This window comes from Thermosynechococcus sp. HY213 (genome assembly GCF_031460975.1).
Taxonomy (GTDB): Bacteria; Cyanobacteriota; Cyanobacteriia; order Thermosynechococcales; family Thermosynechococcaceae; genus Thermosynechococcus.
Window position 1 is genome coordinate 361151 of sequence record NZ_JAVKVB010000011.1, and the last position, 19440, is coordinate 380590.

17 protein-coding genes are annotated in these 19440 nt (G+C 53.8%); 8 read left to right on the plus strand and 9 right to left on the minus strand.

All coding sequences use genetic code 11. The features are described from left to right. Positions 1 to 5: 5 nt before the first annotated feature. From pilM to RHK62_RS07260, 4 genes are all read right to left on the minus strand, one after another. A complete protein-coding gene (pilM, locus tag RHK62_RS07245) occupies positions 6 to 1085 on the minus strand; it encodes a type IV pilus biogenesis protein PilM (RefSeq protein WP_225901572.1) in 1080 nt (359 codons plus the stop codon). A gap of 263 nt (positions 1086 to 1348) precedes the next feature. After that, a complete protein-coding gene (locus tag RHK62_RS07250; RefSeq protein ID WP_206200178.1) occupies positions 1349 to 1930 on the minus strand; it encodes a L,D-transpeptidase in 582 nt (193 codons plus the stop codon). A gap of 29 nt (positions 1931 to 1959) precedes the next feature. Continuing rightward, on the minus strand, positions 1960 to 2391 hold the full coding sequence (locus RHK62_RS07255; RefSeq protein WP_206200179.1) for a hypothetical protein: 432 nt from the start codon (positions 2389 to 2391) through the stop codon (positions 1960 to 1962). A gap of 169 nt (positions 2392 to 2560) precedes the next feature. Further along, on the minus strand, positions 2561 to 3790 hold the full coding sequence (locus RHK62_RS07260; RefSeq protein WP_310453502.1) for an acetate kinase: 1230 nt from the start codon (positions 3788 to 3790) through the stop codon (positions 2561 to 2563). A gap of 122 nt (positions 3791 to 3912) precedes the next feature. On the opposite strand from RHK62_RS07260, the gene RHK62_RS07265 reads away from it, so the two are divergent. Further along, positions 3913 to 5610 (plus strand): phospholipase D-like domain-containing protein, encoded by a 1698-nt coding sequence (locus tag RHK62_RS07265; RefSeq protein ID WP_310453503.1) that lies wholly within the window; start codon positions 3913 to 3915, stop codon positions 5608 to 5610. 27 nt (positions 5611 to 5637) lie between these two features. Here RHK62_RS07265 and RHK62_RS07270 read toward each other — a convergent pair whose 3' ends face one another. Together RHK62_RS07270 and RHK62_RS07275 are read right to left on the minus strand one after the other, a co-directional pair. Further along, the gene (locus RHK62_RS07270) at positions 5638 to 6150 is read right to left on the minus strand and encodes an adenine phosphoribosyltransferase (protein WP_206200182.1); all 513 of its coding nucleotides are present in this window, start codon (positions 6148 to 6150) and stop codon (positions 5638 to 5640) included. A 49-nt stretch (positions 6151 to 6199) separates the two neighbouring features. Next, positions 6200 to 7504 carry an NCS2 family permease gene (locus RHK62_RS07275; protein WP_206200183.1) on the minus strand — a complete coding sequence of 435 codons (1305 nt, stop codon included), beginning with the start codon at positions 7502 to 7504 and terminating at the stop codon, positions 6200 to 6202. Positions 7505 to 7898: 394 nt separating this feature from the next. Here RHK62_RS07275 and RHK62_RS07280 point away from each other — a divergent pair, with 394 nt between their 5' ends. The 7 genes from RHK62_RS07280 to RHK62_RS07310 all read left to right on the plus strand — a co-directional run bounded on the left by RHK62_RS07280 (position 7899) and on the right by RHK62_RS07310 (position 15916). Beyond that, a complete protein-coding gene (locus tag RHK62_RS07280; protein ID WP_310453504.1) occupies positions 7899 to 9620 on the plus strand; it encodes a hypothetical protein in 1722 nt (573 codons plus the stop codon). A gap of 17 nt (positions 9621 to 9637) precedes the next feature. Next, positions 9638 to 10429 carry a prepilin-type N-terminal cleavage/methylation domain-containing protein gene (locus RHK62_RS07285; RefSeq protein WP_302678305.1) on the plus strand — a complete coding sequence of 264 codons (792 nt, stop codon included), beginning with the start codon at positions 9638 to 9640 and terminating at the stop codon, positions 10427 to 10429. Then, positions 10407 to 10913 (plus strand): GspH/FimT family pseudopilin, encoded by a 507-nt coding sequence (locus RHK62_RS07290; RefSeq protein WP_310453505.1) that lies wholly within the window; start codon positions 10407 to 10409, stop codon positions 10911 to 10913. Before RHK62_RS07285 ends, RHK62_RS07290 begins: the two co-directional genes overlap by 23 nt. Positions 10914 to 10925: 12 nt before the next feature. Continuing rightward, on the plus strand, positions 10926 to 11573 hold the full coding sequence (locus tag RHK62_RS07295) for a type II secretion system protein J (RefSeq protein WP_206200187.1): 648 nt from the start codon (positions 10926 to 10928) through the stop codon (positions 11571 to 11573). A 186-nt stretch (positions 11574 to 11759) separates the two neighbouring features. Next, the gene (locus RHK62_RS07300; RefSeq protein WP_149819398.1) at positions 11760 to 12266 is read left to right on the plus strand and encodes a DUF6790 family protein; all 507 of its coding nucleotides are present in this window, start codon (positions 11760 to 11762) and stop codon (positions 12264 to 12266) included. Positions 12267 to 12386: 120 nt separating this feature from the next. Further along, positions 12387 to 15689 carry a carbamoyl-phosphate synthase large subunit gene (gene carB / locus RHK62_RS07305; protein ID WP_206200188.1) on the plus strand — a complete coding sequence of 1101 codons (3303 nt, stop codon included), beginning with the start codon at positions 12387 to 12389 and terminating at the stop codon, positions 15687 to 15689. Further along, complete coding sequence (locus RHK62_RS07310; protein ID WP_149819402.1) at positions 15683 to 15916, plus strand: DUF370 domain-containing protein; 234 nt, start codon at positions 15683 to 15685, stop codon at positions 15914 to 15916. Before carB ends, RHK62_RS07310 begins: the two co-directional genes overlap by 7 nt. A 14-nt stretch (positions 15917 to 15930) precedes the next feature. On the opposite strand, the gene RHK62_RS07315 is transcribed toward RHK62_RS07310, so the two are convergent. From RHK62_RS07315 to RHK62_RS07325, 3 genes are read right to left on the minus strand one after another with little or no spacing between them, the layout of a single operon-like run. Continuing rightward, positions 15931 to 16422 carry a spore coat U domain-containing protein gene (locus tag RHK62_RS07315; protein WP_310453506.1) on the minus strand — a complete coding sequence of 164 codons (492 nt, stop codon included), beginning with the start codon at positions 16420 to 16422 and terminating at the stop codon, positions 15931 to 15933. Beyond that, positions 16395 to 18659, minus strand: coding sequence for a fimbria/pilus outer membrane usher protein (locus RHK62_RS07320; RefSeq protein ID WP_310453507.1), 2265 nt, complete (start codon positions 18657 to 18659; stop codon positions 16395 to 16397). Before RHK62_RS07320 ends, RHK62_RS07315 begins: the two co-directional genes overlap by 28 nt. 10 nt (positions 18660 to 18669) lie before the next feature. After that, positions 18670 to 19440, minus strand: coding sequence for a molecular chaperone (locus RHK62_RS07325; RefSeq protein ID WP_206200191.1), 771 nt, complete (start codon positions 19438 to 19440; stop codon positions 18670 to 18672).

The following is a 19440-nucleotide window of genomic DNA, read 5'->3' on the forward strand; positions in this document are numbered from 1 at the left end:
TGCTCCTAAGCGCCACGCAGACCAAGACCAATCACCGTGCCGAGGGCAGGGCGTTTTTCGAGGGGAATCTCTTCCGGGGTTTGCAGTCCCAGCAAACTAATGGGGTCAACCAAAGTGGTGGCATAGTTGAGCCGCTGACTAAAAAACTCATCCACTTGACCAATACTGGCACCGGGACCGGCAAGCAGCAACTGCGAGACCTCTAGACTTTCCCCTTGGTTGAGGTAAAAGTCAATGGAGCGGCGGATTTCGTCTGCTAGATCGGAGAGCACTCGCAAAATAGCGGCACCACTGGGGTTGAGTGCTCCGGTCACATCCATCGGCTCTAGGGGAACGGTCAGATTCTCAATCAGGTCAACGCCCATCGAAGGCGGCAAGTTCATGGCGCGGCTAATGGCTTCTTGCATCCGTTCTTTGCCAATGGGCACTTTGCGGTTGAACTGGGGAATGCCATCTTTGACGATGCTAATTTCTGTGCCCTCGTCGCCTATATCAATAATCGCTGCTGCTTCGCCCACAAACTGCTGTAGTGAATCCCGCAGGGTACGCATGAGGGCAAAATTGGTCACTTCAAGGGCGGTGAGTTGTAAACCGGCTTGGGTAAAGGCATTGATATAGGCATCGGTCACTTCGCGGGGCGTGCCCACGAGCAAAATTTCTACCCGCTCAATGCCATCTTCATCAAGGGAGGTTCCCAGTTTTTGATAGTCAACATCGGCCTCTTCACGGGGAAAGGGCAGGTAGAGGGGCGCTTCCTGCATGAGAACCACTTCCCGCAATTCATAGTCGGGTAATTCCGCAGGCAGGCGAATCAGGCGAATCACGGCTTCATTCATGGGAATGGCACTGATCACCTCTTTTTGTTTGATGCGCTTATCCTCAATCCCTTGACGGATGGCATCGGCGACGGCGGTGGTGTCAATGATGCGGCCTTCTTCAATGGCGCCTTCACTCAAGGGCACTGAGGCCATAGCGGTCATTTTCAGACCCTGCTTTTGCCGCTGAAGCTGTACGATATTGACCCGCTCTGGGGTGAGTTCAATCCCCAAGCCCTGCTTTGGTTTTGCAAATAGATTTCCCAGCACAATATCACCCACCAGTGAACGGTCAAGTTTGCATTAGCGAGATGGTGTGAAGAGTGAATTTCAGAACGAGGCCACACCCTAACCTGACAGGGTTATGGAAACACCTGTGTTGCTAAGGCGATCATAACCAATGTGCATCGGCTCTTTCCAATGCATTGGTATGGTTTGCAAAGTGGCTTTATGCAAAACTTGAGCGATCGCTCTTGGGGAAAGTCACCAGCGATCGCCAAATGATGATATTAGTTTTTCTTGATTAAAATCAATTAGGGCTGAACAATCACTCGTGTGCCCACCTCAATTTTTTCAAAGAGGGCGCGAATATCATCGTTGCGCATCCGCACACAGCCATGGGAAACGGCTTGGCCAATCAAAGATTCATTCGTTGTGCCGTGGAAGCCAGCATAGTTGTTATTTCCCATGGGGGCAAAGACAATCAGGCGATCGCCCAAAGGGTTGCGACCCCCCGGCGGAACCAAAACCCCCGTAAAGGGATTACGCCATTGGGGATTGACGACTTTGTGCAGCACTCTGAAATTACCTTGGGGCGTTTCCCAGCCCGGCTTGCCCACGGCCACGGGATAGCTGGCTAATACTTGATCACCTTCATAGAGAAAGACGCGGCGCTCCCGCAAGCGCAAGACAATTTTGCGTTCCAAAGCGGGTAGAAACGGAGTTGCCTCACCAACGGGGGGAAGTGCCAAGGGCGCTAAGGTGGTCGGCAAGTACGGCTCTGACTCAGAAGCACGGCTCACCTTCAATTCTTCAGCACCCACAGCAGCCATAGGCAGGATAGCGATCGCCCCCAGTGCTAAACCCAAGGTTTTTCCTCTGACCCAGCCCAACATGAGAACAACTCCGATCTCTCTCAGGATGTTTAGAACAGAATTTGTGTTGGCGGTGCCGGCGCTGGTGCTGCGGGGGGAATGGCAGCCGGACGCGGAGCCGGTGCTGAGCCACCCACTTGAGGCACTCGAATGGGGGTTACCGCGACATACTCAGGGGCAGGCACGATGGCGGCACAGATGATTTTGGCGGTGGGCACACTGGCCTTTGGATCCAAAATCACTGCCACATCCAGACCTTCAACAATTTCCTTGCGGAAGGGGCGCTGACGGTGCTTGCGATCAAACACCACCACAATCTCTTCACCCCAAGGTTGCCGCAGGGTGACATTATCTCCATCAATGTTGGTGACAACGCCCCGCACAGCCTTCACCTGCTTGGCTTCGGCGGGAGAAAGTAAAACAGTGGTACAGGTTGCCATTGCGGCCAAGGCAACAAGAGCGGTACGACGCAGATTCAACACAGTTCAACTCCTGATGTTTTTTTGTCTTTGGACGATTTAAAGATTGAATACTGAAAACTGAATACTGAGGAGTGAATAATTACCCGCATTCTACGTACGCCAACCTTGGGGCGTCAAGGCTAGAGCATAAATCTTGATGTTTTCTTATGTTTTCTTCAGCAAATTCAGCTTACAGAAGCTGTATGCAGGCGCGAGCGATCGCCCAATCCTCTTGGGTCTGAACCACGAGAACCCGTACGGGAGCAGTCGGCAGCGCAATGTCGCGATCGCCTTTACCCTCTTCGTTAGCTGCGCTATCTAACTCAATTCCCAACCAACCTAGCCCTCGGCAGACATCGCGGCGCACACCGGCGGCATTTTCACCAATTCCTGCTGTGAATACCAACGCATCGAGACCACCAAGAGCCGGCAGAAGGCTCGCAGTGCCCCGTTGCAGGGAGTAGATAAAACAGTCATAGGCCAACTGCGCTTGGGTGTTTCCCTGATCAATGGCCGCCAAAACCTGTCGCAAGTCATTACTGACCCCAGAGACGCCCAATAGACCCGATTGGCGATTCACCAGACGATCGAGTTCTTCAACTGTCTTGCCCCGCCGCAGCAGATAGAGCAAAATCCCCGGATCAATGTCGCCACAGCGCGTCCCCATCATCACTCCCGCCGTGGGGGTAAAGCCCATTGTGGTTTCAACGGAAACGCCGCCCTTGACCGCCGTCAGGGAACAGCCATTGCCGAGGTGACAGGTAATTAGGCGCAACGCTGCTAAGGGACGCTGCAATAGGGTGGCTGCCCGTTCACTGACGTATTGATGGCTAATGCCATGGAAGCCATAGCGTTGAATTCCCGCGGTGGTCAATTCATAGGGAATAGGGTAGGTGCGCGCCACTGCCGGCAATTGCCCATGGAAAGCGGTGTCAAACACAGCAACTTGGGGTGTTTGGGGACAAATGTCGGCCATTAATTCCATTCCCAGCAAGTTGGCTGGATTATGGAGCGGCGCATATTCACTAAATTCGGTAATTGTTGCTTTCACCTGCGCATCCACGCGCACCGCTGCTTGGTAATGGCTACCCCCATGAACCACGCGATGACCAATGATCGTAATCTCTGCAAGGCTTTCTAGGAGCGTTGTCGAGCCATTGGTGAGGGTGTCTAGGAGCGTTTTGAGCCAGTCCTGTAGGCCTGCAATTCCCCCCTCTGGATGGGTTAGGCTGGCTTCGTAGCGCTGGTCGGCAGTTGTGATCTTGAGCCGCGCCACCGTTGGGTCTTGTCCCCAATCGAGCAGGCCTTGCCAAAGGGGAGCGGGGGGTGTGGCAGCCATTGCCGCCATTTCAGGTGCTAACCGATACAAACAGGCTTTGAGGCTACTAGAGCCAGCATTTAACACCAGCACCGTGATCATGGCAGGCCTGCAAAAGCATCGCCTCTATCCTAGCCAAGCGCCCGTGGCAACCGATGCAGCGCAGAACACCTTGAGGCGAAAAAGAGAGCCCTAGAATTGGGACAAGCATTGGGGAAGTCAGCGTGTTTTGGCAAAAGCTTAAATGGCGGCGACACGGTGTGTATCTGCTGTTGTTTCTATTGGGGCTGTTGATTGCGGCTGTGGTGCTCACTCAATTGCGATCGCACCCAATTCTCCGCCCTGCCCTAGACCCGCTGCCTCAACATCCGCAAATCGCGGTACACATGAATCACTCCCAAGCCCACAGTTATCAAGAACCCTATCGCCCCTATACCCGTGAAGGGGAAGACCTTGAGGCAATCATGATTGAGCAGATTGCCAAGGCACAAAAGACGATTGATGTGGCGGTGCAGGAGTTTCGCCTACCCAATCTGGCCAAGGCCCTAGTAGCACGGCAGCAGGCGGGAGTGCGGGTACGAGTGGTGATGGAAAATACCTACACTGCGCCTTGGGCAACCTACAGCCCTGCGCAAGTGAGCGCCATGGATCCGAGAATGCGGGAGCGCTACAACGCCTGGAAAGCCCTCGTGGATACCAATGGCGATGGCCAACTCAGTGCAGCGGAACTCAGCGATCGCGATGTGCAGACGATTCTCAACGAGGCCAAGATTCCTTGGATTGATGACACTGCCGATGGCTCTAAAGGCAGTATGCTCATGCACCACAAGTTTATCGTTATTGATAATCGCCAAGTCATTGCCACTAGTGCCAACTTTACCCTCAGTGATGTCCATGGCGACTTGGGACGACCCGATACCCGTGGCAATGCCAACTCCCTCTTGGTGATTGATAGCCCCGCCGTGGCACGCCTATTTACTGAGGAATTCAACATTATGTGGGGGGATGGTCCCGGTGGTCAGCCCAACAGTCGCTTTGGGGTCAAAAAGCCAGTGCGTCCCCCTCAACGGGTGGCTGTGGGCGATGCCATGGTCACGGTGCGCTTTTCGCCAACCCCGCGATCGCAACCCTGGGCGGCCTCTACCAATGGCTTGATTGGCCAAACACTACGTCGAGCACGCCAAAAAATTGATATGGCGCTCTTTGTTTTCTCCGATCAGGAGTTGTCCTACGTGCTTGAGGAACGCCATAACCAAGGGGTTAGCATTCGTGCCCTCATTGACTCAGGATTTATCTACCGTGACTTTAGCGAAGCCCTCGATATGATGGGGGTAGCGATGGCCAATACTGCCCAAGCCCGTCAAGGCAACTGTTACTACGAAGCCGGCAACCGCCCGTGGCAAAACCCCATTCAAACGGTGGGCACCCCCCTCCTACCAGAAGGCGATAAGCTGCACCACAAGTATGGCGTGGTTGACGATCGCACGCTGATTGTGGGTTCCCACAACTGGTCCGAGGCGGCCAACCGCGGTAATGATGAATTCTTGCTGGTGATTGAGCATCCTACGGTTGCAGCTCACTACGAACGGGAGTTTGAGCGGCTCTATAGCAATAGTCGTTTGGGGCTGCCGCAGCATATTCGCGATCGCATTCAGGAGCAGTTGACCGCCTGTGGCGGTAAGATTGCCACCCGACCTGCCCCCTCTTCAGGAAATCGTGCCAGCACGCCGACTACACGGGTGAACTTGAACACGGCCACCGCAGAGGAACTGCAAACCCTACCGGGCGTCGGCCCCAAACTGGCGGCTGAAATTATCCGTGCTCGCGAGCAAAAGCCCTTTCAATCCTTGGCCGATCTAGATGCTGTCCCCGGTGTCGGGCCGAAGCTCCTCGAACGCTTGCGCGATCGCGTGACGTGGTAACGCCCTAGTCAGTCACACTTAATAAACCTAATAAGTTACAAGGGTGGTAATCGGCACATCGGGCAGCTTTTGTCGTCCCCCCAAGTCCGTCAGCTCGACGATAAAGGCAAAGCCATGGAGTTCAGCTTGCGCTTTTTGGATCAGACCCGCCGCTGCTGCCGCTGTGCCTCCAGTGGCAATCAAGTCATCAACAATGAGTACCCGCCGACCTGGCTCTACAGCATCTTGGTGCATCTCGAGGCGATCGCGCCCATACTCTAGTTCATACTCCACCGCATAGACGGGAGCACAAAGTTTACCCGGTTTGCGTAAAGGAATGAAGCCTGCTCCCAGTCGATAGGCCAAGGGGGCACCAAAAATAAAGCCCCGCGACTCGATACCAGCCACATAGTCAATGCCCTCGTTGGCGTGTTTTTCCACCAATTGGTCAATGACGTAGCGCAGCCCCGCCTGATTTTGCAGCAGTGTTGTTAAATCCCGAAACAAAATGCCCGGCTTAGGGAAGTCTGGGACATCACGAATCAGGGATTTGAGATCCATAGGTAGTGTGTTTCCAATCAGTTCAGAAGCATCCTATCTTAGATCTTGTCTAACGCCAAAAGTAGTGGGCAATAAAGATAAGCGCCAATCCCCAGAGGGCAGGATGCACTTCCCTCCCTTTGCCTGCCGCCCATTTCACGATTGGATAGCTAATAAATCCCACTGCTAGCCCCTCACTGATGGAGTAGCTCAAGGGCATCACCAACACCACTAAAAAAGCAGGAATTGCTTCCGTGAGATCAGACCAGGGAATGTCTGGGAGCGATCGCGCCATAAAGACACCGACAAGCACTAGCGCTGGTGCCGTGGCAAAACTGGGAATCGCGGTTGTGATCGGCAAAAAAAACAGTGAGAGCAAAAACAATCCGCCAACCATTAAAGCCGTCAGTCCTGTCCGGCCGCCCACGGCAATTCCGGCTGCCGATTCAATATAGGTGGTCACGGTGGAAGTGCCAAAGAGGGCGCCAACAATTGTCCCCACCGCATCTGCCATAAAGGCTCCCAAAGCGCGGGGGAAATGTCCCTGCTGATTGAGAAACCCCGCCTGTACCCCCACCGCAGAGAGCGTGCCTACGGTGTCAAACATATCGGTAAAAAGCAGTACCAAGGTGACCAAGAAAAAAGACCCCAACTGCCGCGGTTGCAATTGTCCAAAACCCGCCAAGGCTTGACCAAAGAGATGGGACGGCCATTGCGGCCATTGGATCAAACCTGTCGGCCAAGGGGCAGCCCCCACTAGCCATGCAGCTAAGGCGGTGATCATCACCCCCCAAAAAATCGCCCCCCGCACCCCCTTAGCACAAAGAAAGGCTGTCAAAAGAATCCCAAGGGCAGCGAGGATGGGTGGCCATGTCTGAAAGGTGGTGAGTTTTGTTTTCGTGGCGGCATCAGCGATGATAATTCCCGCATTGCTAAGGCCAATGTAGGCGATAAATAGCCCCACCCCGGCAGCGATCGCCACCTTCAAGGACATGGGAATCATATTTACAATCAGCGATCGCACCCCCGTCAAGGTGAGCAGCACAAAAACAATGCCCTCTAGGAGGACAGCACTCAACGCCAATGGCCAAGGCAGCCCCATTTGCCCCACCACCGCAAAAGCAAAAAAGGCATTGATGCCCATGCCGGGGGCCAACGCAATCGGGTAATTTGCCCAAGTCCCCATCAGCATGCTACCCACTGCCGCAGACACGGCGGTTGCAATCACCAACTCCGCCTGCAAATCTTGTGGTTGCTCGCGAAAAATGGCATTGGAAAGAATTTGTGCATTGACGGGCAAGATGTAGGCCATCGTTAGAAATGTTGTCAGTGCCGCCAGTGCCTCGGTAGGGAGTGAGGTGTGTGCTTGCTGCAAATTACACCAATCCCTAAAGCGTGAGTACCCATGTCTCCTCAAGAGGTTGCTCCTTTGTGCGAGAGTTATTCAAGTTTATTTACGCTTTTATTTACGCTGAAGCCCAGTATGAGTGAATTTGATAAGGCTTGGACTTGTCCCTAACAGAGAGATTCGCCACTGCATATACTGGAGTACTCTTGAAATGGAGCCTTTTGGGAAAAGGTATAATAGGGAGCAGGACATGGATGTGAGCGAGATTACATCACCTCTCTCAAGTTTGCGGTTAAATTATATCAACTGTGTATAAAAGCCAAAAATTGAGGGCGTATTCAACTCAGCATCAGCAGCAACGAAGTTCTCGTAGTCAAGATATATTGATAGAGCAAAGGTTGGGGCAATAGAGGACAGGCCAATGATGAAAAAACTGGTGCGCTCACTGAAACGTCGCTATCCCCGTCCGGGGTATCGGCGGCGGCAGCGGGGGTTTACTCTGCCTTTGGTCTTGGGCATGGGACTGATCATGATCGTGGTTGCCCTAACCCTGCTCTCGCGATCGCAACTGGATGTGACCACTGCCAGCCTGCAAAAACAAACCCAGCAGGCCTTTGCGGTGGCTGAAGGTGGTATGGCTCGTACCCTTGGCTTACTCAATGGCAACTACCAGATTCTGCTGCGCCGCACCTATAACCCCGCTAACAATACGAACTTTAATCCTGCCCGCCCCTACCTGATCAGTCGCGCAGCGGATGCAACAAAAGTGGGTCAGCCCAATACCACGGGTTTGAATGTTCCTGCTGTAAATGAATGGACAGCGGCGAGCCTTGATTCTGATGCGCCCCCCTGCTTTACCCTCGATAACCTAAATACGATTGTCCTCAACGGCACAATTGGCACCCCTGTGCAGGGCAATTACCGTATTCTCTCCTATCTCTATGATGCGCCAACGCAAACAGGACACCTGTTGATCGAAGGTCGCTTGCCCAATAACTCGCCGGCGAATGCCTTCATCTTGCAAAAGATGGTGATTACGGATCGCAGCGTGCCCTCCAACTTCCCTGGCCTGCTGGCACAAAGCATTAACCTCGGCAACAATGATGTCTTTGGCACCGTCAACGGCAATGTGATCTGCACCAATCCTGCCAACTGTGTGGTTCCCCAAGCCCAGTGCCAAAATGGCCAGCCGACCCAACAGGGACTGCGCAGTGCCATCGGAGCGCTCAATAACGCGATTATTGAGGGGACGATCGCCATCAACAAGATTAACCTACCGCCTTTTCCTATAGCACCTGATGCGGTGGGTGGTTCCGTGCTAGGAAGTGTTCCCCTGACTACGCTACCCAGTTGGTTGCCATCCAGTCAAATTACCGACTTTCAGCAAGCCCTGCAAGCGGCAGGCGGCTACAGTCAAGGTGCCTACGCCAACTTTCCGATTCCAGGACAAGGCCGAAATCCTCCCCAAGACTCACAGGACATTACAGGTAGAACAACTGACCAAAACTTTCCCCGTCCGGGCGATCGCCCCTACGTTGACCCTGACCCCAACATTCCCTTCTTTATCCCTGATCCCCTACGCCCCGGGGAGCGAATTGTCAACCCAGAGAAAGTCTATTACGCCTATCGCATTCGCAACATTAACCTCAGTGGTAACGAGAGGGTGACATTTAATACGACGAACTATGCCATTCGCCTCTACGTCAGTGGCAACATCTCCCTCAGTGGTAATGCAGGGATTGACAACACCTGTAGCCCCGATAGTTCCACCTGCGGTACCGACGCTAATATGGGACTTCCCAGTGGTGTCGGCACGCCCGATCGCCTACGCATCTATGGCAATCCCCCAGACCCAACCAATGCGATACCTGACCAAGAATTCACCCTTAGCGGTGGCTCCACAGTAGGAAGTGTCTTTGTTTATGCGCCTGATGCGAAGGTAGGCATCAATGGCGGCAGTCGCGAGCCAGATATCTTCGGTGCAGTTTGGGCAAAAACGTGGAATGGTTCTAGCTCCAACAATGCTGAAATCAGGGTGCCCGATCGCCTACCGGAAGCCTTGGGAGGCAACTATGCCAATGCTTCAATTGTTGTGGCACGCACCACCGAAGCGAGCAACTGGAACCGCCTAGCCCAGTACTAAATTCGGAGGTAATGTTGATGACTCGTAGTAAGTTCTATTTCCACTGGCTGGTGCAGCAACGTTCCCAAGGCTTTACCCTTGCGGAGGTCTTGGCTTCCATTCTGGTGATTAGCCTCTTTACCCTAGCGGCGATGCAGGCCATTGTTGTCGCTGCCTTTTTCCAAGCGGATGCCCGTAAATTTGCCGAGGCCAGTCACTGGATTCAAGATGATCTAGAAAATATCAAAATTGTTGCCTACGATCTCTGCCAAACCAAGTTTGCCCAACGCAAGCTGGCAGCACCCGCCCAAGGCAATGACACCACCTTAACACTGGCACTCATTCAATCGGGTGAAAGTGACTACGATCAAGCCATGCCCCCAGAGTATCGCACCGGGGGTGCCTGTCCAGTAACTTCACCCACGGATGGGTTTCGAGTGGGCGATCGCGTTCTCATTGGTTCGGACTCGGGCACACGCCGTATTGTCTCTATGTCAGACAACACGATTACCTTGGACTCGCCAGTAGGGGGCTATCGGGGGGCGGGTACTCGTGTCTATGCCCGCTGTCGGATTCAAGCCGATGAAACCAATGGCATTGATGGTGGCTTTGGTGCCTACCTGCAAACCTTGATTCCGCCGATGAACAGCAGCAATAATAGTCGCCCCATTGTCAATGACACGTTTACGATGACGCGCACACCCACCACCCGTGCTGAGGCACCTTTCCAAACCCTAGAACTGGCCTATTCTGTGCGCAATAGTAACAACCGCGTCGTTGCTCAACTATCAACCGAGGTGGTGCCCAATGCGTTTTTCCGCTGTCCGTGAGCAGGGCATGACCCTGATTGAAATCCTGATTGTCCTGACGGTGGCAGCGATTTTAGCGGTGGCTGTCACGCCGAGCTTTCTCTATTGGCTAGAAACGCAGCGGGTCAACCAAGCTCTTGAAAGCTTAGAGGGGGCACTACGGGAAGCGCAGCGGGAGGCAATGCGACGCAACCAAGCCTGTCGAGTGACGATTAACACAGGCACCAATCCCACTATCGCGGGAGATCCACCCCAATGTCTGCCCAATGGCTCCCGCCAACTGGAAAATGTAACCCTCCGTCGAGGAACAGGGACGGCCTCCGTGCGATTTGGCTTTCAGGGGCGCACCAGTAGTACAGGCACTATTGTCATTGCTTCTACCAATAATCCCACCCTTCAGCGCTGTTTGGTGGTGTCCTTGGGATTGGGGATTATGCGCACGGGCAATTACCTTGCAACGGACACCACGGGTGCAACTGCCGATAACTGTCAAGCACGCAACTAGAGGGGCACAGATATGCAGGGTTGGCGCAGAAGCGATCGCGGCTTTACATTGACGGAGTTACTGGTGGCGGCTGCCGTTGGCAGTATTGTTGTGGCCATGAGTGGTTGGGCAATGGTGGCTATCCTGCAAAACAATCGTCGTGTTGAAGAGCAGGCAATTACCCGCATGAACCTGAGCCGCGCCCTCGACTTTATCTCCGATGATATTCGCTCAGCCATTCGCATCTCAACCACGGCACCCCCAGATTGGGTCATTCCCAGTGGTGGCTACCAGTTGGTGATGTTTATAGAAAAACCAGCGGATAACCTAGAGGAACAGAACGACGGCACCCTCGCCAGTACGACCCGTGTGGCCTATTACACCCGTCCCAAGACGAGCAATGTGGTGTGGCGAGGCCCGATGATTCTCTATCGCCAAAAAATTGGTGACTCTACCCCCAATGCGTTGATTGATGGCATTGCCAACACGAGTCCCAACTGCACCAATAACTTGCCGGGCGCTGTTGACAGTGGCACCAACAAAGGAGGGTTTCGCGTCTTCGTTCAGCACAATCGCAATGTCAAGCTCTGCATTGCTGGTTTGGTGGAGTCAACGGGTACGGTTTACCAAGCAGAAACCCTTGCCGCCGTGCGATCCGGATCTGCGACCCCCACTCCCTAGCGGCAGCAGCATTCCTTGAGAGGTACTTTTGGGAACACTGATAGCTTCTCCTCTTCACTCGGATAGAATAGGCTCAAAACGGTGAAAGTTCCTAGGGAACGGGATGACCTCCCCTTTACTTTACGTACCCCCTGTTTGACAAAAGGGTCATCGTTTTTCTATTGCTGCTGTTATAGGGATGCAACCATGATTTGGCTTTTTTATAGTCTGATGACTATTCTTGGCATTGGTCTGCATTTGTGGCGACAGCCTCACCAGCGTACACGGGCAGGGATCATCCATGTCAGCTTGCTGTACCTACTGGTTATTTTTGTGGGAATTGGGGGGGTGATGAGTGCGTTGGTGCATACGTTTGATGCTGCAGCGACGGCTCGCAAAATTGGCTGGTTACCGGGGAGTCCTTTCCAATTTGAGGTCGCAATGGCGAATCTGGCCTTTGGGATTCTTGGCCTGCTCTGCATTTGGCAACGAGGATTGTTCTGGTCAGCAACAGGGATTGGTTTCTCGGTCTATGTGTTGGGATGTGCCTATGGCCACTACCAACAGATGTTGCTGGGAAATTTTGCCCCCTACAATGCTGGCTGGGGGATTTGGCTTTACGATGTTGGCGTACCGTCGTTGATCTTGACATTGCTGTGGGGTCGCAGTCGCTGGAATGTGTCCCACCCTCATAGGAATGTGAGTAAATCCTAACACCAATCGCCCTCAGAGCTGGTGACCTAGTGATTTTCAACTTAACAGAACAGGCGCGATCTCAAGGGGGAGTGTAGGATAGGGAAGGCGTGATTGAAATCCTTTGGCTGCGTTGTCCCTATGCCTCGTCGTACCGATATTTCAAAAATTCTCATTATTGGTTCGGGTCCGATTGTCATTGGTCAAGCCTGTGAATTTGACTATTCGGGAACCCAAGCCTGTAAGGCGTTGCGCGAGGAAGGGTACGAGGTGATCCTGATTAACTCCAACCCCGCCACCATCATGACGGATCCCGAGACCGCCGATCGCACGTACATTGAACCCCTCACCCCGGAAATGGTGGAAAAAGTCATTGCCGCTGAGCGCCCCGATGCCCTACTGCCGACCATGGGCGGACAAACGGCGCTGAACTTGGCGGTGGCTCTGTCAAAATCGGGGGTGCTGGATCGCTATGGCGTGGAGTTGATTGGTGCCAAATTACCCGCCATTGAAATGGCCGAGGATCGCAAGCTCTTTAAGGAGGCAATGCAGCGCATTGGGGTGGGGGTGTGTCCGTCGGGCTTGGCCAATACCCTCGAAGAGGCGCGGGCGATCGCCCAAGAGATTGGGGTTTATCCCCTGATTATTCGACCGGCCTTTACCTTGGGGGGCAGCGGTGGTGGCATTGCCTATAACCAAGAGGAATTTGAAGAGCTTGCTGCTGCTGGTCTGGAGGCTAGCCCGGTCTCGCAGATTCTCATTGAGCAGTCCCTGATTGGCTGGAAAGAATATGAGCTAGAAGTCATGCGGGATATGGCCGATAACGTGGTCATTATCTGCTCCATTGAGAACGTGGATCCCATGGGTATCCATACCGGGGACTCCATCACTGTCGCACCAGCGCAAACCCTGACGGATAAAGAGTATCAGCGGCTGCGGGATGCTGCCATCAAAATCATTCGGGAAATTGGCGTAGAAACGGGCGGATCAAACATTCAGTTTGCCGTTAACCCCGAAACAGGGGAAGTGATCGTGATTGAAATGAATCCCCGTGTCTCGCGCTCCTCAGCACTCGCTTCTAAGGCAACTGGCTTTCCCATTGCCAAAATGGCGGCGAAATTGGCTGTGGGCTACACGCTGCCGGAAATCCCCAACGACATTACCAAGAAAACCCCCGCTAGTTTTGAACCCACGATTGACTACGTGGTCACCAAAATTCCCCGCTTTGCCTTTGAGAAGTTTCCCGGCTCGCAGCCGGTGCTGACCACCCAAATGAAGTCCGTTGGTGAAGCCATGGCCATTGGCCGCACATTCCAAGAGTCCCTGCAAAAAGCCCTGCGATCGCTGGAAACCGGACGCGCCGGCTGGGGGTGCGATCGCCCCGAAAAACTCCCCAGCCTTGAACAACTGCGGGGGAAACTGCGCACACCCAATCCCGATCGCATCTTTGCCATTCGCCACGCCTTCCTCTTGGGGATGACCGTTGAAGAGGTTTATGAACTAACCGCCATTGATCCGTGGTTCCTGCGGCAGATGCAGGGACTGCTAGAAACGGAAAAATTCCTCAAGCGCAGCAAACTAGAGCAACTCACCGCTGATGATCTCTGGCGGGTCAAGCAGCAGGGCTTTAGTGATGCCCAAATTGCCTACGCCACCAAAACCACCGATGATCAGGTGCGGGCCTATCGCCAATCCCTCGGTGTTGTTCCCGTCTATAAAACCGTGGACACCTGTGCCGCCGAGTTTGAGGCCTACACCCCCTACTACTACTCCGCCTATGAGCGGCCGGTGGAGCAAATTAACCCCGATACCGGCGATGTTGAATTACTGCCCCCGCAATCGGAAGTGCTGCCCCCCCGCAAGCCGCGGGTAATGATTCTTGGCTCAGGGCCAAACCGCATTGGTCAAGGGATTGAATTTGATTACTGCTGCTGCCATGCTTCCTACGCGCTGCGGGCGGATGACTATGAAACAATCATGGTCAACTCCAATCCTGAAACGGTTTCCACGGATTACGACACCAGCGATCGCCTCTACTTTGAACCCCTGACGAAGGAAGATGTCCTCAACATTATTGAGGTGGAGCGCCCCGTCGGCATTATTATTCAGTTTGGCGGTCAAACGCCGCTGAAACTCGCCTTACCCCTCCAGCAGTACCTCGAAACCCATGGCGATCGCCTCGGAACGCAAATCTGGGGCACCTCGCCCGACTGCATTGATATTGCCGAAGACCGCGAACGCTTCGAGAAAATCTTGCGGGAGCTGAATATCCCCCAACCCCCCAATGGCACCGCTCGCAGTTACGCCGAAGCCCTGAGTATTGCCCAGCGCATTAGCTACCCCGTAGTGGTGCGCCCCAGTTATGTGCTCGGCGGTCGCGCCATGGAAATCGTCTATTCCGATGCCGAACTGGAACGCTATATGAACGAAGCCGTGCAGGTGGAGCCAGAGCGACCAATTCTCATTGATAAGTATCTGGAAAACGCCATTGAAGTGGATGTGGATGCCATTGCTGATGCCAGCGGTACCGTGGTGATTGGTGGGATTATGGAACACATCGAACAAGCCGGGATTCACTCTGGGGATTCTGCCTGTAGCTTGCCCACCCAATCCCTTTCTCCTACCGTGTTGGCGACCATTCGCAGGTGGAGTATTGCCCTCGCCAAGGCCCTCAAAGTGGTGGGGCTGATGAACCTACAACTGGCAGTACAAGGGGAGCAGGTCTATATTTTGGAGGCCAACCCGCGGGCATCCCGTACGGTGCCCTTTGTCTCCAAGGCGATCGGCATTCCCCTTGCTAAAATGGCTGCCCGCCTGATGTCAGGCAAAACGCTTGCAGAACTCAATTTCCTCGATGAGAAGATTCCCAACCATGTCGCTGTTAAGGAAGCGGTTCTGCCCTTTGAAAAATTTGCCGGTACGGATACGGTACTGGGGCCAGAGATGCGCTCTACGGGTGAAGTGATGGGGATTGACATGACCTTTGGTGCTGCCTATGCCAAGTCTCAACTGGCGGCCAATCAAAGGTTACCTTTGAAAGGAACTGTTTTTGTATCGATGAGCGATCGCGACAAGGCAGCGATTGTGCCCGTGGTGCAGGAGTTGCAGTCCCTCGGCTTTCGGATTATTGCCACCGAAGGAACCCGCAATGCTCTGCTTGAGGCGGGTCTGAGTAATATTGAACTCATCCTCAAGCTCCATGAAGGGCGTCCCCATGTCCTCGATGCGATTAAAAATGAGCAGATTCACCTGATTCTGAATACGCCCTCGGGTCAGGAAGCCCGTACCGATGCCCAATTGATTCGTCGCACCGCCCTTGCCTACAAGATTCCAATTGTGACGACGATCGCCGGTGCCAAGGCAACGGCTGCCGCCATTAAAACCCTGCAAACCTCAACCCTCAGGGTTCAAGCCCTTCAGGACTACCATCGGGTAGAATGCTAAACATTGGTTTTGGCAACTACGTCTCGCCGCAGCGACTCTTGGCGATCGTCAGCCCCGACTCTGCTCCCATCAAGCGCCTAATTCTCGAAGCACGGCAGCATCATCATCTCATTGATGCCACCCACGGACGGCGGACTCGTGCCGTACTGGTCTTGGATGGGGAGATTGTTGTCCTCTCGGCGCTGCATCCGGAAACCTTGGTGGCGCGACTCAACCCACCCCCCTAGACGCCTCTAAAACATCAAAAAATAATCGTCACCCGCAGTGAGTCGGTGTAGAGGCCGGGGGCAACCCACTGCTGGGCAGGAATGCGACCGTAGATCGTCAGTGTATTGAGGACATTGTTGCCGGGAATAAAAGGCCCCCGTTGCTGTGTGCCCCCTGTGCCATCGCCCCAAATGATACTGCGATTAGCATCAAGATAGAGGTTATAGTTCAGGCGATCGCTCCCACTGCTCATTTGTCGCGGTGTAAAACTATTGCTGCCCCCTTGGCTTAGTTGAACCGTTACGGGGCGGTTATTAAAGCTACCAGCCCCACCCCCCACACAGACAAATTGGACTTGACCAGTGGTATCTAGAGGAATGGGCGAAAAAGGATCATAGCTCCCAAAGTTCAAACCGGTCACACTTTGAAACTGACAACCCGTCCCCTGAGCCTGTGCGGCTGCCCAATACCCAAGGCAACTGAAGCCAGTGATGCATCCTATCGTGGCGAGTCGGGCAACGAACATGAGACTTCCCCTACATCAGTAAAGAGATCGTCACTGGGTGGCAGTGTCAGTTGGAACGTACAGCGCAGTTGCTCGTAGGTCACTTCAGCAGTGTAGGTTCCTGCTTCTAGGGTATCAAAGTAAAATTCTCCCCTTGGCGAGAGGGGCGATAGGATTGTTTCCTTGTTGCGTTCTAGGGTGAGTTGTCCCAAATTGGGAATGATTCGCTCACTGCCCCGCAAAATCACCACTCGTCCGACATAGTTGCGACTGGGGCGGACATCAAAGCGGGCGATCGCTCCCCCACGAAAAGGCGGTGCAATCAGTAGCTCGGTGCGGCCAATGGCAAAATCAATGGGAATATCCTGATCCTCGATCCGCAAGGCATTGCCGTAGTAGGGCAGCAAGTCTGGAATCAAAATTTTACCGCGACGATTCGTGCGACCAATTTCCTGATTGCTTAAGTAGGTGCGCACACCCCCCACATTGGGCACATCTACCAAAACAAAACTTCCCTGCACCGGTCGCGTGGCAAAAACTTCACCGCCAATTGTGACGAATCCCCCTTCCACCACCACTTGCGCCTGTCCTGTATCCCCTGCCTGCGCGTAGCCAATTTGGTAGCGGCTCCAAGGGGCATTGTAAGAAAATGTGCCACTGACAAAGACCCGCTCATTGGCCTGAAGCACCTGTCCCTGATAGCCATAGCCGACGCCCACCGGGAGCGATCGCGAGACGTTGAGGAAAGGAACCCCCTGATTTCCCTGTTGCAGCCAGCCAGTGTTAAGTGTCACTGCATTGTTCAGAAAGTAGTTAAACGTAACACTGATTTGGTTCACTGGCTGATCACTGCCAGAAAGGAAGCGCGAACCTTGCAGGTATAGACTGAGATTGCGGCGGAGTTGCACTTGAGCGAGAATCGTTGCCTGTTGCCGCACCACTTGATCGCGGGGATTGGTAAAAAAGTACTGACCACTGATTGTTACCCGCGACCCCAGATTCAGAGTGGCATTGGCAAAGCCCTCTAACTGCGGGCGATCGTCCCCCAAACCCAAGCCAGTATTGACATAGTTGCCACTGAGGAGGCGCACCCCACCACCAAAGGCCAGCCACCGCCCCGGATAGTTGTAGCCAACAGCAATCCCACTCCCCAATTTTCCCTCAGTGGTACTCACCGCCGCCGCCACATCCAGCGTGCCAATGGGAATCGCCGTACTCAGGTTCAAGCCCGCATTCAAAAGATCGCCATTGCCTTCTAGACGTGCCCCTAGGGTCAAGTTATTCAAAATGCCCTGCCGATAGGCCGCCAAAAATTGCACCTGATCTCCGTAGCTGAAATTCTCCGTGCCAAAATTTTCCCGCTCGGCACCGGCAGCCACAATAAACTCCGATAGCCCAGGGCGCAATAACGTAAACGACTGGACAAAATTACGGCTAAAGACCTGTTGATTGCCCTCAGCATCCTTTATCACAATTCGCAAGCGATTAAAGCCCCCAAAGGCGGGCAAATTTTTGAGAATAAACGGCCCCGGCGGTAACGTCACCTGTCGAATCAGCAAGTTATTCAGGTAAATTTCTGCGCTGCTGGGGGTGGTTACCTCACCCCGAAAGTCAAAGGCGGGTTGGCGAATCAGGTAAGGGCTAAGGCCAAAGTTGCGTTCCCAAACAATGCCCCCCCAAAGGCCACCCCCGCCCAACAGGTCACTGCTGATAAACGCATCCCCTAGGGTCAAAGTTGTGAGATGGCGCCGATGATCCAATCTAAAAGCGGTGAGTCCCCGTTGCAGGTTGCCATCGGCAGTCAACCCCAGCGTTGAGGTGAGGGCATTGCCACCAAAGCTAATCGCCACTTCACTGGCAGCCGTCAGTTGTTCAAAGTTATTCCAAAAAACACCATAGTTCAGGTAGGCACTTAAGGGTTGGCTATAGCGAATCCCCGGCGGTTCATTACTCGGTTTAAAGTCAATGACCGTTTGTGGCAGTTGGGCTGCTCCCACCTGTAACCGTAGCACTAAGTTGGCATCATCCCGCTGGAATGTCATCTGCGGTGCCAACGACTGCAAGGAGACGTGCTCAATGCCTTGGATGATTTCGCGGCGACCGCCAATCTCCCTCAGACCGGCATTCACTAGATCCTGCAAAGGGATGAGCACATCATCGCCACGCACCAAAACAATCACATCCCCCTTGGTAACGCGATTCACCTCAAGGGTATAAATGGCAGAGACTTCTGCTTGGGCAGAGACTGGAGCAGCCATCAGGAGGCTACTAAACGCAAACGCCGTTGGGAGTAGAAATTTCAGTTGTAAGGGAGGGGTTGGTGCCCACAGACTGTAATTTGACTTGGCGCACTTGGGCACAGTTGGTTTGTGGTAGAGGAATATTCCTAAAGGGGCGATCGCGATCGGCCAAAACATACACAGAATCTAGCGTCCGCTCGAAAACAACCGTCCCCCGCTCATTCAGCCCCTGTACGGTTATGCCAAGGGTTTGAATGTGAACATTACCACGATTGCGGAGTACAAAACTTAATTTGCCCCCTTCAACCCGACCATTCAAAATTTCGCCTTGGCGCTGGATATTGGCAGGTTGGACAAAAACGGGCAGGCTAAAGGTCTTGATAATGCGAATGGCAGCCCCTTGGGTTTCTGGCACATTGGCTGGGGGCAATTCTGTCACTAGGAGGCGATAGGTTTGCTCTTCAGTGGTTGCCGGTTGCCGTACCCCAACCCGTAAAGTCCGCTGTTCTCCTGGCGGTACCGACAGCAAGACAGGGAAAGCCACGACATTGCCATCGCTTTCCGTTAGCTCCTCTTGGCCATCGGCGGTTTGCTGCCAGCGGCGGACACTAATCTCAAAGTTAATCGGCACCTGCCCCGTATTGGTCAGGGTCAACAATGCCGTTCGCTGACGCGGTGAGAGAAACACCTGCACCGCATTCAGATAAAACTCCGAGGATTGTGCTCCCACCCTTGAAGCCATGCCAAGGGCAATGACTGTGGCCAGCAGGGCAAACCGCCACCCCAATAGAAAGCGCAC

What these genes read in the sequence shown, in the direction of transcription:
- RHK62_RS07285 (WP_302678305.1), top strand. Translation starts at nt 9,638, where the DNA reads ATGACTCGTAGTAAGTTCTATTTCCACTGGCTGGTGCAGCAACGTTCC.
- RHK62_RS07250 (WP_206200178.1), bottom strand. Translation starts at nt 1,930, where the DNA reads ATGTTGGGCTGGGTCAGAGGAAAAACCTTGGGTTTAGCACTGGGGGCG.
- RHK62_RS07315 (WP_310453506.1), bottom strand. Translation starts at nt 16,422, where the DNA reads ATGTTCGTTGCCCGACTCGCCACGATAGGATGCATCACTGGCTTCAGT.
- RHK62_RS07270 (WP_206200182.1), bottom strand. Translation starts at nt 6,150, where the DNA reads ATGGATCTCAAATCCCTGATTCGTGATGTCCCAGACTTCCCTAAGCCG.
- carB (WP_206200188.1), top strand. Translation starts at nt 12,387, where the DNA reads ATGCCTCGTCGTACCGATATTTCAAAAATTCTCATTATTGGTTCGGGT.
- RHK62_RS07295 (WP_206200187.1), top strand. Translation starts at nt 10,926, where the DNA reads ATGCAGGGTTGGCGCAGAAGCGATCGCGGCTTTACATTGACGGAGTTA.
- RHK62_RS07290 (WP_310453505.1), top strand. Translation starts at nt 10,407, where the DNA reads ATGCGTTTTTCCGCTGTCCGTGAGCAGGGCATGACCCTGATTGAAATC.
- RHK62_RS07280 (WP_310453504.1), top strand. Translation starts at nt 7,899, where the DNA reads ATGATGAAAAAACTGGTGCGCTCACTGAAACGTCGCTATCCCCGTCCG.
- RHK62_RS07310 (WP_149819402.1), top strand. Translation starts at nt 15,683, where the DNA reads ATGCTAAACATTGGTTTTGGCAACTACGTCTCGCCGCAGCGACTCTTG.
- RHK62_RS07320 (WP_310453507.1), bottom strand. Translation starts at nt 18,659, where the DNA reads ATGGCTGCTCCAGTCTCTGCCCAAGCAGAAGTCTCTGCCATTTATACC.
- RHK62_RS07300 (WP_149819398.1), top strand. Translation starts at nt 11,760, where the DNA reads ATGATTTGGCTTTTTTATAGTCTGATGACTATTCTTGGCATTGGTCTG.
- RHK62_RS07260 (WP_310453502.1), bottom strand. Translation starts at nt 3,790, where the DNA reads ATGATCACGGTGCTGGTGTTAAATGCTGGCTCTAGTAGCCTCAAAGCC.